General features: G+C 56.0%; 10 protein-coding genes. 8 read left to right on the top strand and 2 right to left on the bottom strand.

Annotation, left to right across the window (positions count from 1 at the left end; translation table 11 throughout):
* The first annotated feature begins 310 nt into the window (after nucleotides 1–310).
* The 8 genes from CLV74_RS01815 (at nucleotide 311) to eda (ending at nucleotide 10,895) form a co-directional block, all read left to right on the top strand.
* Nucleotides 311–1,453 (top strand): IS110 family RNA-guided transposase, encoded by a 1,143-nt coding sequence (locus tag CLV74_RS01815; protein WP_245888422.1) that lies wholly within the window; start codon nucleotides 311–313, stop codon nucleotides 1,451–1,453.
* 1 nt (nucleotide 1,454) lies between these two features.
* Nucleotides 1,455–2,159 (top strand): Mu transposase C-terminal domain-containing protein, encoded by a 705-nt coding sequence (locus CLV74_RS01810; protein ID WP_245888421.1) that lies wholly within the window; start codon nucleotides 1,455–1,457, stop codon nucleotides 2,157–2,159.
* On the top strand, nucleotides 2,156–2,980 hold the full coding sequence (locus tag CLV74_RS01805) for an AAA family ATPase (protein ID WP_106262490.1): 825 nt from the start codon (nucleotides 2,156–2,158) through the stop codon (nucleotides 2,978–2,980). Before CLV74_RS01810 ends, CLV74_RS01805 begins: the two co-directional genes overlap by 4 nt.
* 171 nt (nucleotides 2,981–3,151) lie before the next feature.
* Nucleotides 3,152–3,892: a hypothetical protein gene (locus CLV74_RS01800; RefSeq protein ID WP_146134883.1), complete on the top strand. Its 741-nt coding sequence runs from the start codon at nucleotides 3,152–3,154 to the stop codon at nucleotides 3,890–3,892.
* 7 nt (nucleotides 3,893–3,899) lie between these two features.
* Nucleotides 3,900–5,444, top strand: a complete 1,545-nt coding sequence (locus tag CLV74_RS22985; RefSeq protein WP_211299000.1) for a hypothetical protein — start codon at nucleotides 3,900–3,902, stop codon at nucleotides 5,442–5,444.
* 12 nt (nucleotides 5,445–5,456) lie between these two features.
* Nucleotides 5,457–5,993, top strand: a complete 537-nt coding sequence (locus CLV74_RS22505; protein ID WP_146134882.1) for a hypothetical protein — start codon at nucleotides 5,457–5,459, stop codon at nucleotides 5,991–5,993.
* Nucleotides 5,977–9,975, top strand: coding sequence for a calcium-binding protein (locus CLV74_RS23340; RefSeq protein ID WP_146134881.1), 3,999 nt, complete (start codon nucleotides 5,977–5,979; stop codon nucleotides 9,973–9,975). The genes CLV74_RS22505 and CLV74_RS23340 overlap by 17 nt, the downstream gene beginning before the upstream one ends.
* 278 nt (nucleotides 9,976–10,253) lie before the next feature.
* On the top strand, nucleotides 10,254–10,895 hold the full coding sequence (eda, locus tag CLV74_RS01770; RefSeq protein ID WP_106262484.1) for a bifunctional 4-hydroxy-2-oxoglutarate aldolase/2-dehydro-3-deoxy-phosphogluconate aldolase: 642 nt from the start codon (nucleotides 10,254–10,256) through the stop codon (nucleotides 10,893–10,895).
* A 99-nt stretch (nucleotides 10,896–10,994) separates the two neighbouring features.
* On the opposite strand, the gene CLV74_RS01765 is transcribed toward eda, so the two are convergent.
* Both CLV74_RS01765 and CLV74_RS01760 read right to left on the bottom strand, forming a co-directional pair.
* The gene (locus CLV74_RS01765; protein ID WP_106262483.1) at nucleotides 10,995–11,264 is read right to left on the bottom strand and encodes a hypothetical protein; all 270 of its coding nucleotides are present in this window, start codon (nucleotides 11,262–11,264) and stop codon (nucleotides 10,995–10,997) included.
* The gene (locus CLV74_RS01760; RefSeq protein ID WP_106262482.1) at nucleotides 11,254–14,076 is read right to left on the bottom strand and encodes a bifunctional [glutamine synthetase] adenylyltransferase/[glutamine synthetase]-adenylyl-L-tyrosine phosphorylase; all 2,823 of its coding nucleotides are present in this window, start codon (nucleotides 14,074–14,076) and stop codon (nucleotides 11,254–11,256) included. Before CLV74_RS01760 ends, CLV74_RS01765 begins: the two co-directional genes overlap by 11 nt.
* Between the last annotated feature and the right edge of the window lie 33 nt (nucleotides 14,077–14,109).

Here is a 14,109-nt window from a genome sequence, read left to right as displayed (position 1 = left end):
GTTCCGGACGTGCTCTATACCGATAGTCATACAATTGGTGCCAGTTCCCGGGTGGTTTGACTCGAATACCGATCGACCATTCGCTGGGTTGGTGCCGCATGGCTTCTCGGTGTGATCTGACTCTCACTCCGATCGACCTGACACGTGTCTTTCCCTGGACCTGTCGATCATCTGGGAACGCCTTGTGGCGAGCTTGCCTCAAAGGTGCGTCGTGACCCAAGAAGGGCCTGACCATCCGGTCTCATGACTGTCCTGTCCCTGCATTCCTTGAGGCGATGCTTGTTCTCTTGTCGCCGGAAAGGATCAACAAATGGCCGAAAGCCCAGAAACATCGCACGTCGTCGGAGGCGTAGATACCCACAAGGATTTACATGTTGCAGCTGTCGTAGACCAGTACGACCGCGTGCTCGGCACCGAGAGCTTTCCCACGACCCGTCATGGCTATCGCTTGATGTTGATCTGGATGCGGTCTTTCGGGGATCTGCAACGCGTCGGCATCGAATGTTCAGGCAGTTATGGCGCAGGGTTGCTGCGCTATTTGCAGGCAGCTGGCATCGAAGTTCTGGAGGTGGTCACTGCCCCTGACAAACAAGAGCGCCGTCGTCGCGGCAAGAACGACGACTTCGATGCAGAAAGTGCGGCCCATGCCGCCTTCACCGAACGGCGCACTGTCACACCGAGAAGCCGTGACGGTATGGTCGAAAGCCTTCGTGTTCTAAGGGTTTGCCGAAAGACAGCCGTTCAGGCGCGCCGCATTGCTTTGCAAATGATCCAGACGACGATCGTCTGTGCCCCCGACAGATTGCGAGAACCCCTGCGTAAGATGACGCGAATGCAATTGATCCGCACACTGGCAGCTTGGCGGCCTGATCTCACGGCCTTTCGGCAGGTCGAAGAAGCTTATCGCATCTCGCTCAAATCCCTAGCGAGGCGTTACCTCGAACTGCATGATGAGATCGCCGATCTGGATGAAATGATCGAAGCCATCGTCAAGGACCTTGCTCCTGAGCTGCTCGACCGGACCGCGATCGGCCTGAACAGCGCGGCGCAACTATTGCTGACGGCTGGCGACAATCCGGAGCGGTTGAAATCCGAAGCCAGCTTTGCCGCCCTTTGCGGCGTCAGTCCGGTACCCGCGTCATCCGGAAAAACTGTCCGGCACAGGTTGAACAGAGGCGGTGATCGCGCAGCCAATAGTGCGATCCACATTATCGCCATCGGACGTTTGCGACTTGACCCACGCACTCAAGCCTACATTGCCAAACGGACTGCTGCCGGAAACTCAAAGCTGGAAGCCATTCGCAGCCTCAAACGTTACATCGCGCGCGAAGTCTTCGGCATCATCATGCGCCGCTACAAAGAGATCAATCAGACACAAATCGCCGCTTGCCTCTTAGAAGGGCGTCCAAGGTTCGCAATTCACCAGCAAGCACCTCGAACAGGTCGCGGCTGATTTGCGCATCGAGCTCGTCTTCTCGACGGTAGGCCGCCCTCAGGGGCGGGGCAAGATCGAGCGGTTCTTCGGCACCATCAACACCGAGCTTCTGCCCGAATTGCCGGGGGCATTGTCAAACGGAAAGCCCGCCTACCCGCCGCGCCTGTCGCTTGGTGATCTTGAGGCTTCCGTGAAAACCTTTGTCACCTCCACCTACAACGCCCGCGCGCACAGCGAAATCGGCGCATCGCCCAACGATGCCTGGCGGGGCGACGGGTGGCTGCCCCGGATGCCTGACAGTCTTGAGCAACTCGACCTGCTTCTGGTCATGTCGGTGAAAACCCGGCAGGTGAGACGGGACGGCATTCGGTTCCAGGGGCTACTCTACACTGATCCAACCCTCGCCGCCTATGTCGGCGAAACAGTCAGCATCAGGTATGACCCGCGCGACATCACTGAGCTGCGCGTGTTCCACCGCGACCGGTTCCTATGCCGCGCTGTCAGCGCCCATCACGCGCATCAGGCAATTTCTCTCAAGGATATCCAACAGGCGCGCACGGCGCGGCGAAAGGCTTTGCGTAACGAGATCATGGCGAAGTCGCGGCGGGTCACGGAGTTCCTTCCCGACCCTGCGCCGCCCCAAAGCCCTGAAAAGCAAGAGCCCGCAAAACCGGACAGCCCGGTCCAAAAGCTGATCCTGTACAAAACGGACAAGATGTCATGAGCCGTCAATCCCGTCGCACTGGCACCTTCATTGTTACCCGTGAACACAAGCGATTTGTCGAGTTCGCCAATACGGTGCGCCGCAACGCCACCATGGGCCTGTGCCATGGCCGGGCGGGCGTCGGCAAAACCCTCTCAGCCCGACGCTATGCGCATTGGGACCTGATCGAACCGCTCGTGACAGAATGGGGCAAACGCGAGGACTCGGATGCCAAGGTCTATGCCGCCTCTGCCCGTGCCCGGACCTTGTTCTACACAGCGCCGATAAGCGGCAGCCTCTCAGCCCTGCGCAAGGACATCCAACCATTTATAACGCGGCTCAGCATTTGCATCGATAGCCATGAGCGCCCCGAGTGGACAGGCCATTATTCAAAGCCACTTGGCCCGATAGAGCTGGTGATCGTAGACGAGGCCGAACGTCTGACCATGTCCGGTTTGGAGTTCCTGCGCGACCAATTCGACCGCAGTGACGCAGGGCTGATCCTGATCGGCATGCCCGGCATCAAGAAACGCATGTCGCAATACCCGCAGCTCTACAGCCGCATCGGATTTGTACATGAATACCCGCCACTCTCCAAAGACGAGATGCAGTTCGTCCTGCAGCGTCAATGGAAAAAGCTCGGCTTCGGCCAAGATGATGCCGATTTCACCGATGCCCGCGCCGCCGCAGCCATCATTCGATTGACAGCGGGAAACTTCCGCCTCCTGCAACGCCTCTTCATGCAGATCGAACGCATCGCCCGGATCAACGAAATCGCCGCCATCACCGAAGACGTCGTCGAGGCCGCCGCTCAAACCCTCGTCATCGGTAACGCCAATTAACGATCAAGAAAGACCGCCAATTAGCGATCAAGTTCACAAGCACCTTGATCACTCGCGCGGAGATTGAGCGTGACAAAAACGACCGTTTGTGTAACTCTCCTTCATATTTCCAGTGGTCATTACACTTGTGGGCGTTAGAGATTAATGAAGAACTTAATAAGAGGTGCAGCATTGCTTTCGGCACTATCCGTACCAGCAAGCCCTGCCCTCACCCAAAACGCAGCTGCCTGCGAATTGCCGCCGAATTTAGTTTCTCCTCTTGAGACTGGTCCATACATCGTCAGCACCTATCACACCACCGGCGTGCCGGGCAGTGACCGGGTTATTCAGGTGCAATGGCCCAGAGATATTGAAAGCCCCCTCTCGGGAGTGCCACCGGGGCGAGAGGACGGAGCTACGCGTACCTTGGTCTTCAACATTCCCAATGGGCAGGTATCTGTTCCCAGAGAGAACGGTAGTATCAATCAATCCCCGTTTCCAAGTTTCACAGTTCTTGTCGGAAATGGGGTTGATCTATACCCCCTGTACTCGAGCCTTGCACGCGTTGGCGGCATGCCCGGATCGGGGAAACTTCTAGATAGCGGGCAAGGCTATACCTACCACTCGTCCGAAGGTTTTGAGACTTTCCCAGACGAAGACCATGGCGATTGGATGCGGTATGCCTACCCAGATGAAACAGGTGTCGCATATAATCGAGATACCTTTTTTCGCGGAACCCCGGAGCTAGCAGGAATCGAAGCGATTCTCAGCTGCAAGCGTTGGGAAGATGGACCAACCGAATATTCGCAATGCCACTTACATAAGAAACTTGAACCGATTTTTTACAGGGTCAGGTTCGATGGCAGGAATTTCGACGATCTCCCTGTGATTGAATTCATCGCGGACCGTCTCATGGAATGCATTATAGGGTAATTATAAAATGGTCCAAAATCTTACACAGCAAGATATCGACCACCTTAAAGGGCTTGTTGGAAACAGCTACGCAGAAGGGGTCGGCAATCGTGATGCTTATTACTCATATCTGGAAGAACGTGGTTATCAATATGGCGGCTTGGCCGGGGGTGTCGTTCGAGAAGATTCACTCTCTGGCCGGATCGCCAACGCCTTTTTGGCAGAGACAGCAGCTCAATCCGGGAATGCGATCAACCTGAGTACCAGTCTGGAAATCAGCTATGATCTGATGGTTGCTGATTTGAACGCGCGCGCTGCTATGGTCGCTGCGAATGGTTACGCAGGCCTGTTGGATGCTGAAGTTCATTACGAAAACCACAAAGACGTATTCAGTGAACCCGACTATGGTCTAGGCATTGAGAACTGGACTGCCGCTGAACCTCTCGAATATTACATCGAAAACTATGATGCCTTGGGATTCGACAACCCGACACAAGCGGCAAACGAAGCCATGGCTTACATGATGTCGCTTGATACCGTGGCTGAGTTTTTTCAATTCCAGTTTGCCGTTGGACGAATGATCGACTTTCAGGGGGCTACATTGTCGTCGCGAGCAGAGCTCGCGCGATGGCAGTTGATTTCTCAAAATGTTGCACTCGAACATGCCGGGTACATCGCAAGCGGTACTGGTACACCGTTCAATACTAACTGCTTCAAGTCTGATACGCCCATCCAAATTTGGCCTCTTGATCCATCGATCAAACCGCGTGCTGATGGCACATATGACGAACAGCTTGTTCTTTCAAAGGTATGGGAAAAGCCGATCTGCGAAATCCGCGTTGGCGATCTGGTTGTCTCTTACGACGACAAAGATGGCAATCTAAAGCCCGGACGTGTACTGCGGACCTTCCGCAATGAGGCAACACATATTCTGGATTTCTGGGGCACTGGTGTGACGCCAGGACATGCCTATTTGTGCGCGGATGGTGTGTTCAAAGATCAGCACGTCCCGCTAATGGACATTCTGCGTACAGATGGTGCGATTATGCTGGATGATGGGACTTTGATTCGCGCTGCGATCAATTGTGAGGTTGGCTCTCCCGAAGACCAGTTCGTACTGGCTGTGGTGGGTGAAAAGCAGCCCAACGGCCGTGTGAAAATTTCTGAGGCACGCAAAATTCGTGTCGGGACGCGGATAATCCTGCGAGACGGGCAAGATACATCGCTGTTGGAGTTAATTACCGCCAATGGCGGACAAGTTACCAATGATGGACTTGTGCAGACATCTGATGGTCGCAAACTGCCCTTCCGTTGGGAGCTTTCAGAGCACTTGCCTGCGCCGGAGGATTACATTCTGCAGTGCTCTGACGTCACGCTTGAGGCGATCTACGCGGCCGGTGAATGGGAGAGTATCGGCACTAAGTTGTCTGCACCGCTTGCAGGACAGGATGCACCAGCTATAGACGTGGCATTGGGATCGCGACCTGTACCAAATATTCCGCCCGCCTTTGCAGACCACCCAGATGCGCCTGCACAGCGCTCTACCAAAGTCGCCACTCCTTTTCTGAGCTAGAGTACAGAATTTATGACCAGTGATTTAGGCCTGCGCGATAACGCGCAGACAGCCTCACCGACTCTGCGCCATGGTTTCCGGTTTGAGGTTTTGGATCAGTCCTTCACGGATGTTCAGGGGCTTGTAGAACTGGCGCGCAGCGCGCACGATGAAAGCCGATTTTCCTATATTCCTTTTGCGCCGCAAAAGGTTGAGGCGATCATCCGGCGTAGTATGGAAGATACCAAACGGCACGGCGTATTGCTGTGCCGAGATGCCACGCAACTTGTTGGCATGGTCTATTGCTCTATCGGCGAATATCACATTGGCGCGGCTACGTTGCTGACGACAATCCACAACATGAATGTTCGCCCAGACGTTCGCCATAAACTGCGCGGTGGTTACGCAGCACTTGGGCTTTTGCGCGGTGTAGAGTCTTGGTCTCAGGCTCGAAACGCATCAGAAATTTTGTTCCACGTCACATCAGACGTAGAGCTTCAAAGAACACATTCATTTATCAAAAAGCGCGGCTATCGCTTTATCGGGGGAAGTTATGCAAAATCAATTTGATCTTTCAAAACATGCGCTTGCATCCGAAGCCACACATTCCGCAACCTTAAAGGATCAGGAAGTGGCGTACATCGGCGATGAGCTTGAGACGTTTGAGCTGGGCGCAGAAATATCTATGGCTCAAGCGCCCGAATTAACGCGAAATAGGATCATCGCAAGTGGTCTTCAAGGTCTTGATGAAACTGACCCTGCACAGGGCTGGCAGATCCACAATTTTGAAGTTGAAGAGCATCACACCTATCTGGCTGCAGGAACGAGAGTTCATAACAGGTCAACCACCTATACCTTGGATGATGAAGGGCGCATTGCTACGCTCACGGGACCAGATGGAGAAGATATCGCAATTCAAGGCAACTGGACACCAGGGCAAGCATATCACTACGGACACATTGTCGAAGTTGATAATGGAGATGGCACAACAACGCCGACATTGACTTCAGGAAATTTTCTGGAAAACCTGTCTGATTTTGGCCGTAGTTTTGCTGATGCAATTGGATTGGATGGGCGTTTGGGTTATCAAGGAACATTTGCGGGTCACCCTCCCCAAATGCCTGGCTCAAGTTTTCATGAGGAAGGACAACCCGCACCATATCGTGTCGATTGGTCTGGCGACCAGGACGAGGATGGAGAGCCCGATTGGAGGGACGAAACCTATTCAAATATTGGACATTGGAATGGGGACCGTGATGGCGATGGTGTGCCCAATTATAAAGATTACAACGATGGAGTAGGCTGGCGAGACAATAACCCTGGTGGTGGTGGTGATACTGAAGGTAGTGGCAAGCCAATTATCCTCGACTTGGATGGGGACGGTATTGAAATTTCTGTCGATCGTTCGGTGTCATTTGACATAGATGCGGATGGTTTTAAGGAACAGACAGCTTGGGTTAGCCCTGATGATGCCTTTCTTGTGATTGATTTGAATGCCGACGGGTCTCGCGGAGAGGGTGATGGTAAAATTAATATGACACATGAGTTGGCATTCACAGAATGGATGCCAACCGGCGGAGTCACGGATCTTCAGGCGCTGTCGATGTTCGACACTCTTTCCGATTTGGGTGGCAACGGAGATGGGGTACTCTCTTCAATTGATACAGTCTGGTCCGAGTTGCGGGTTTGGCAAGATGCAAACTCTAACGGTATTGCTGATGATGGAGAATTGCGTACCCTGGCCTCACTAGGATTTACACAAATCAACCTGACCTATGATGATGGCACTGCATATGATGACAACAGAAACGATGTCGCTGTGTTCGGTAGCACATTATTGGGGACGGCTTCCTTCACCCGCAACGATGAAGTTGTTGAGGGCGGCGTAGGGGACGTTGCACTAGGATACAACACCCAAGGCTGGCGTCAGATTGAAACGTCCAGCGGCTATTCCATTGAGTTCGAAAACGGGGAGTCTTTGCATTATCGGGTTCTGGATGGGTCCGGTTCAGCAAATGTAAACCTCGACGTTTTGGTTTTGGACGGTGCCACCGGTGATGGACGGAACAACCTACTTAACGCAGCAGGCCATTCGCGATCTGTTCAAATTTCTGGCGGTGACGGAAATGACAGTGTCTGGGGTGGGAACAACGACGATATGCTGGCTGGGAATGCTGGCTCAGATGATATTCGTGGGCATGGAGGTAATGATCTACTCTTCGTTGATGCTGCTGACCTAAACAACGGCCATGTTTCAGGGAATGATGGTATTGATACCTTGATAGTCACTGGTAACGCCGGTGTGAACGTCACACTCCTTAGCCATCAAGTAGAAGCTGCCTATGGCGGCGAAGGCCATGACATTCTGTCCGGTGCGGGGCTTTGGGATGACCTGCCGATTTATGGCGGCGATGGTAACGATACAATTACGGGTGGCGAAGCCAATGACCGCTTGAGCGGCGATAGTGGGAATGACCAGATCAATGGTGGGCATGGTGGTGACATCATTTTAGGTGGAACTGGGGCCGATACGCTAAATGGTGACAATGGTGACGACCTTATTCTTGGAGGCGATCAAACGGACGCCCTAAATGGTGGAAACGGCGATGATAATCTGATTGGAGGCGCAGGCGCAGACACGTTGTACGGCAACAACCATGATGATGTGTTGGATGGCGGGGCCGGAGCCGATGTGCTGAACGGCGGTTATGGCGATGATATCCTGCGCGGCGGGGATGGTGCAGATAGCCTGTTCTTCTGGCGTGGTGATGATCACATGTCTGGCGGCGCAGGCAACGACAACTTCTATCTGCAAAGCGATGCTCAATACGGCTCCGATGCCCATTGGGGTTGGACAATTGCCCAAGGTGGTACTGGCTTCGACACTTTGTATGTGAATATGAGCACAAGCGGTTACTATACAGATAGCATCCAGCGTATCGGTGGCAACCAATGGCAGCTTCTTCTAAGGAATAGTCCTGACACAAAGGTTGTGATCGATCTTCAGGATATTGAGCGTGTGCAGTATTCCGATGGACGCGTCATCACGCTCAGCACAAACACCTCGCTTGATACAAGCGACAACTACCAACGCGTAAACCCAGACGCGTATTTGGGCGACAGCGCCGTAAATTCTGGCATGAGCATTCATTACGTTGGCAATATACTGGCAGGCTGGACCGGCAATGACACAATTGCCGGAAGCAACGGCACTAATATCATTGATGGCGCTCAAGGAGCCGACCAGATTGCTGGATTCGTCGGAAACGATACACTGTACGGTGGCGGGGGCGCGGATGAAATGTGGGGGGGTGACGATAACGATAGCCTGCACGGCGGTTCCGGTGCGGATGCAATGACCGGGGGAAACGGGAACGATACCTTATACGGAGAACAGGGCGCGGACCAAATGTGGGGCGATGCGGGCAATGACTTGATGATTGGCGGCGCAGGTGGCGACATGCTCAGTGGCGGCTCAGGTAATGACGAACTACACGGCCATGATAGCAATGATAACCTTTTCGGTGGTGAAGGAAACGATTCACTCTATGGCGGAACGGGTTCCGACCGCCTGAATGGCAATGAGGGCGACGACCTTCTGCAAGGTCACCAAGGCGCGGATCAGATCACCGGCGGCACGGGCAATGATACGCTACACGGCCACGATGGCTTTGACGTGCTCTACGGTGATGCTGGAAGCGATCTAATCCAAGGCGGTCAAGATGATGACTGGCTCTTTGGTGGTGACGGCGCGGATACGCTAGAAGGTGGCAATGGGCGTGATGTTCTCAACGGTGGTGAAGGTGCTGATGTCCTGAATGGTGGAGATGGCATTCTAGATGTTGCCAATTACGAAGGCTCGTCTGCCGCGGTCACAATCAACCTGGAAACTGGGGCGGCTTCAGGAGGGGACGCTGAAGGTGATACAATCACAAACATTGAAAACCTAGTAGGTTCAAGTCATTCGGACAGTCTGACTGGAAACTGGGCTGACAACATTATCGAAGGCGGCGATGGTGCGGACGTCATTTATGGCGGAGCAGGCCACGACGCTATTGATGGTGGAACGTGGTGGGATACCATCCATGCTGGGGATGGGAATGACATCGTGTGGGGCGGAGACGGACGCGACACTGTATCGCTCGGTAATGGCAACGACGTGTTTTTTGACAATGGTCAGACGGGCTCCAATGCTCATGACAATGTTGACGGAGGAGCCGGAAACGACACCATCAATGGTGGCGGTGGCAACGATACCTTTATTGGCGGTGCTGGTGATGATGCGATTAGCGGCGCTGCTGGAAACGACACTCTGACGGGTGGGGCAGGTGCTGATGTATTCCAATTCAACACCAATATCAAATTGGGCGCGGACGTTATCACTGATTTTGAACAAGGTGTTGATCTTCTTGAAATGACCGGCGTAACCTTTGGTGATTTGAATTTTGTTGCTACAGGCAGCGGCGTCCGCGTTGAATGGGACGGTGGTTCTGTAAAGCTCGATAACATCAACATCAGTTCAATTGCAGCGGATGATTTCACTTTCGTATAAGCAATTTGGCAGCGCGGGCTTGGTGGTCCGCGTTGTACTCGGTTCTGCGCCGAAACATGGCGGTGACAGACTTTCAGCTCCAGATGGTCCAGTTTTCAGCAGGCAGAGCACTACTCGACCAAGCACTGCTCCGATGGGTAAAACTCGAATAGTAGGCATAAATGTAGGTCATCGGGGAGGCCAAACTCCGATGACCGGCAATTTAAGGCTTCAAGACGCTTGACATACCTCCGCCGGAGGCATCCAACATATCCGAAGCGCAAACCGGAGAGATTTTCATGACCCCCACCGAAGCCAGCAGCCGCTCGATTGACCTGTGCCGCAAAGCGCCTGTGATCCCAGTTCTTGTCATTGATGAATTAGCGCACGCCCGTCCCCTTGCAGAAGCCTTGGTGGCTGGCGGCTTGCCCGTGTTGGAAGTAACCCTGCGCACACCTATAGCGCTGGACGCGATCCGCGAAATGGCGAAGGTTGAAGGGGGCATTGTTGGCGCGGGCACGCTGCTAACCCCAGAAGATGTCGCCGCAGCGGTCGCCGCAGGTGCGACTTTTGGCGTTTCTCCGGGCGCGACCGACAAGCTTTTGTCCGCATGTGAAGCCCATGATCTACCGCTTCTGCCCGGCGCGGCCACCGCATCGGAAGCAATGGCGCTGCTGGAACGCGGTTATACCACCCAAAAGTTCTTCCCCGCTGAAGCCAACGGTGGCGCAAAGGCCTTGAAGGCGATTGGCGCGCCGATCCCGCAGGTGACCTTCTGCCCGACCGGTGGGGTCAGCCTGAAGAACGCTAATGACTATCTGTCGCTTTCGAATGTCGCCTGCGTCGGTGGCAGCTGGGTTGCACCGAAAGACCTTATGGAAGCAGGCGACTGGGAGGGGATCGTTGCCCTAGCCAAAGAGGCTGCTGCCCTGCCGCGCTAAAGGGCAACAATGCCACATGACGCAGGCACGCGAAGTGCCTGCCTGTGAGACCTGCACGCGGCCATGCATATGGCCGCGTTCCTGTTTGTAGGGAATTGCCTAGTCTCTGGGGCGACTGCGCCAGCCGCCGCGGCGGCGCGGGGTTGTCGGGACCGAGAGGCCCTCGGTCAGGACCTTTGTCATGGGGTGGCTCTCGTCCCCACCATAGACGGCCAGCAGCTGTGCCAATGCCTCAGAGGTGGACAGCGCCTCAAGGCTTAGGGCCCAATCCAGAAAAATGCTGCGGCATTCAGCCTCTGTGATCCCTTCGATCCGGTAGGCCTCGGCCACCAGACGTTTGGGATCAACTGCGTCACCTTTAGTCTTCATCACCCTCTTCTCCGCCTTCAGGTGCCGTTGCCCGCGCGGCAATGACGTGATCGATAATCTGACGCGCTGCCTCATGCCCAAGCGCCAGATCTGTCGCCAGCTTGTCCAGATCATCACAGCGGCACAGGCGCGTCAGGAAGGATTGCCCGCCAAGGCCCAACTGCTCGGGCGCAAGACAGCCCGTCCCTAGCAGCCGCGTGGCGATCTGGATTTGCCACAAGCGCTCATAGCACTGTTCCAGCACATGCCGTTCCTCATCCGCGACCCAGCCAAGCTCAAAGGCGGCATCAAGGCCCGCCGTGACGGTCCGCTCAGCACTGCCCGAGACCAATGCCGCCGCCTGAGAGAAGAGTTCAATGTCCTGCATCCGGCCTGCGCCGATCTTGGCATCCCACAGCCCATCGGGCGCTTTAGCGGCTGCGATCCGCGCCCGCATGTCGCGCACCTCGGCCAGTACGGCAGCGGCATCACGTGGGGATTGCAGAACCTCGCGGCGGAATGCCTCGACATCTGTGGCCAGTTCTTCGCCACCGGCGATGATGGCGGCGCGCGTCAGGGCAAGATGTTCCCACGTCCACGCCTCATTCGTCTGGTAGTTCCGGAAGGCATCCAGACTGGTCGCGACAGGCCCCTGATTTCCCGAGGGGCGCAGGCGCATGTCCACCTCATAAAGCCGGCCTTCGGCCATCGGAGCGGTCATCGCAGTGATCAGCGCCTGCGTAAGACGCGCATAGTAGGTGCGGCTGTTCAAGGGTCGCCGCCCGTCCGAGCTTTCCTGATCCAACGTATCATAGATCACAATCACATCCAGATCAGAGGTTGCCGATTGCAGGCCAGCCCCCAAGCTGCCCATCCCCAACACCACGGCCCCGCGCCCCGGCGGAGTGCCGTGCTTTCGGGCAAATTCTGCGACGACCGCAGGGGCGATCCCTGCGAGTGTCGCAGCGGCCAGATCAGCGTATTCTGCCCCCGCTTCTTTCGCATCGATCAAGCCGCGCAGCAGATGCACCCCGATCCGGAAATGCCATTCCTTGGCCCACCGGCGGGTGCCATCAAGCTGACGCTCATAGTCCACCTCTGCCGCCAGTCGCGATTGTAGCTCGGCGGTCAGGGCCGCCCTGCCCGGCCATGGGCTAAAGAAACTGCCGCCGATCACGCCATCCAGAACGCCTGCATTCCGCGACAGATAAAGGGCCAGCGCCTTTACCGTCCCTGCGATATCGACAATCAGATCGACCAGTTGCGGGTTCGCCTCAAACAGCGAGAACAACTGAACCCCAGCAGGCAGACCGGCAAGAAAGCCGTCAAAGGCCACCAGCGCCTCATCAGGGCGCGGGGATTGAGCCAGCTTGCGCAGGATTTCAGGCTTCAGCCGTTCAAAAATCTCGACCGCCCGTTCAGAGCGCAAAGCCGGATAGGTCAACCAACGCGACAGGATCGCAGAATCAAAACCGGTTTCCGCCGCGATCTCTTCGTCTTTGATGGGAGCCGCGTCAGGGGCAAAGAACTCTTCGGTTTTGGCGTGGACCGCCGACAAGCGCTGATGCAGTTCCGCCTCAAGGTCAGGCAGGTCCCGGTCCATCATGGCGGCGATCCGCGCCATTCCTTCAGGGGATTTCGGCAGCGAATGGGTCTGCGCGTCATTCACCATTTGCAGACGATGCTCGACTTCACGGTGAAAGCGGTAATGGCCAGACAGTTCCTCGGCCAAGGCCTGCGGCAACCATCCTTTGGAGGCCAGCACATGCAGCCCTTCAACCGTGCCGCGCACCCGCAGATCGGGGTCACGCCCGCCAGCGATCAACTGCTGGGTCTGGGTGAAAAACTCGATCTCGCGGATGCCGCCACGACCCAGCTTCATGTTGTGACCGTAAAGGCGGATCGGCCCGTGCAATCCTTTGTGGTTGCGGATCGCAAGGCGCATGTCGTGGGCGTCCTGAATGGCCGCGAAATCCAGATGCTTGCGCCACACGAAGGGCCGCAAGGTCTTGAGGAACGCCGCCCCCGCCGCAATGTCCCCCGCGCAGGGGTGCGCCTTGATGTAGGCGGCACGCTCCCACGTGCGTCCAAGGCTTTCATAGTAACGCTCGGCGGCTTCCATCGGCATACAGACCGGCGTCACCGACGGATCAGGACGCAAGCGCAGGTCCGTGCGGAAGACATAGCCCTCTTCGGTCAGGTCATTGAGCAGCGCCGTCATCTTTTTGGTGGCGCGGATCAGGCTGGCGCGGGCATCCAGATAATCGGACGGATCATAGCGTGTTTCATCGAACAAACAGATCAGGTCGATGTCAGAACTGTAGTTCAGCTCGCCCGCGCCCATCTTGCCCATCGCCAGCGCCACCATGCCGCCTGCGGTTTCCGCATCGGCCTCGGTCATGCCGGGCAGCTTGCCGCGCCGGATTTCAGCGCCCACGGTGGCCCGCATGGCCAGATGGGTCGCATAGCCTGCGAAATCGGTCAGCGTGCCGGTGACAGTCTCTAACGGCCAGACGCCCGCCAGATCGGCCAGTGCCGACAACAGCGCCACGCGGCGCTTGCCCTGCCGCAGCCCTGCCGACAGCGCATCGGGCGGCAGCTCCCCCAGCCGCGCCATTTCCGCCTTCACCGCCTCTTCTGGATCATCGAAAGAGGCAGCAATCCATTCAGCCTCTTTCGCCATCAAGCCCCGCAAATAGGGGCTACAGGCAGCCGTGCCCGCGATCAGGGTCTTGAGTTCACCGGAAAGGTCGGGAAAGTACGACAAAGCCTCGGCGCTGTGGTCGGGCTCATAGGGACGCGGGGTGCGGGTCATGCGGGATGCAAAGCTCATATCCGCACTTTGCGAGGGGCCATAGGCAGCGTC

The sequence above is a fragment of the Donghicola tyrosinivorans genome, from assembly GCF_003003355.1.
GTDB classification, from domain to species: Bacteria; Pseudomonadota; Alphaproteobacteria; order Rhodobacterales; family Rhodobacteraceae; genus Donghicola; species Donghicola tyrosinivorans.
This window is presented reverse-complemented; position numbering and strand designations above follow the sequence as displayed.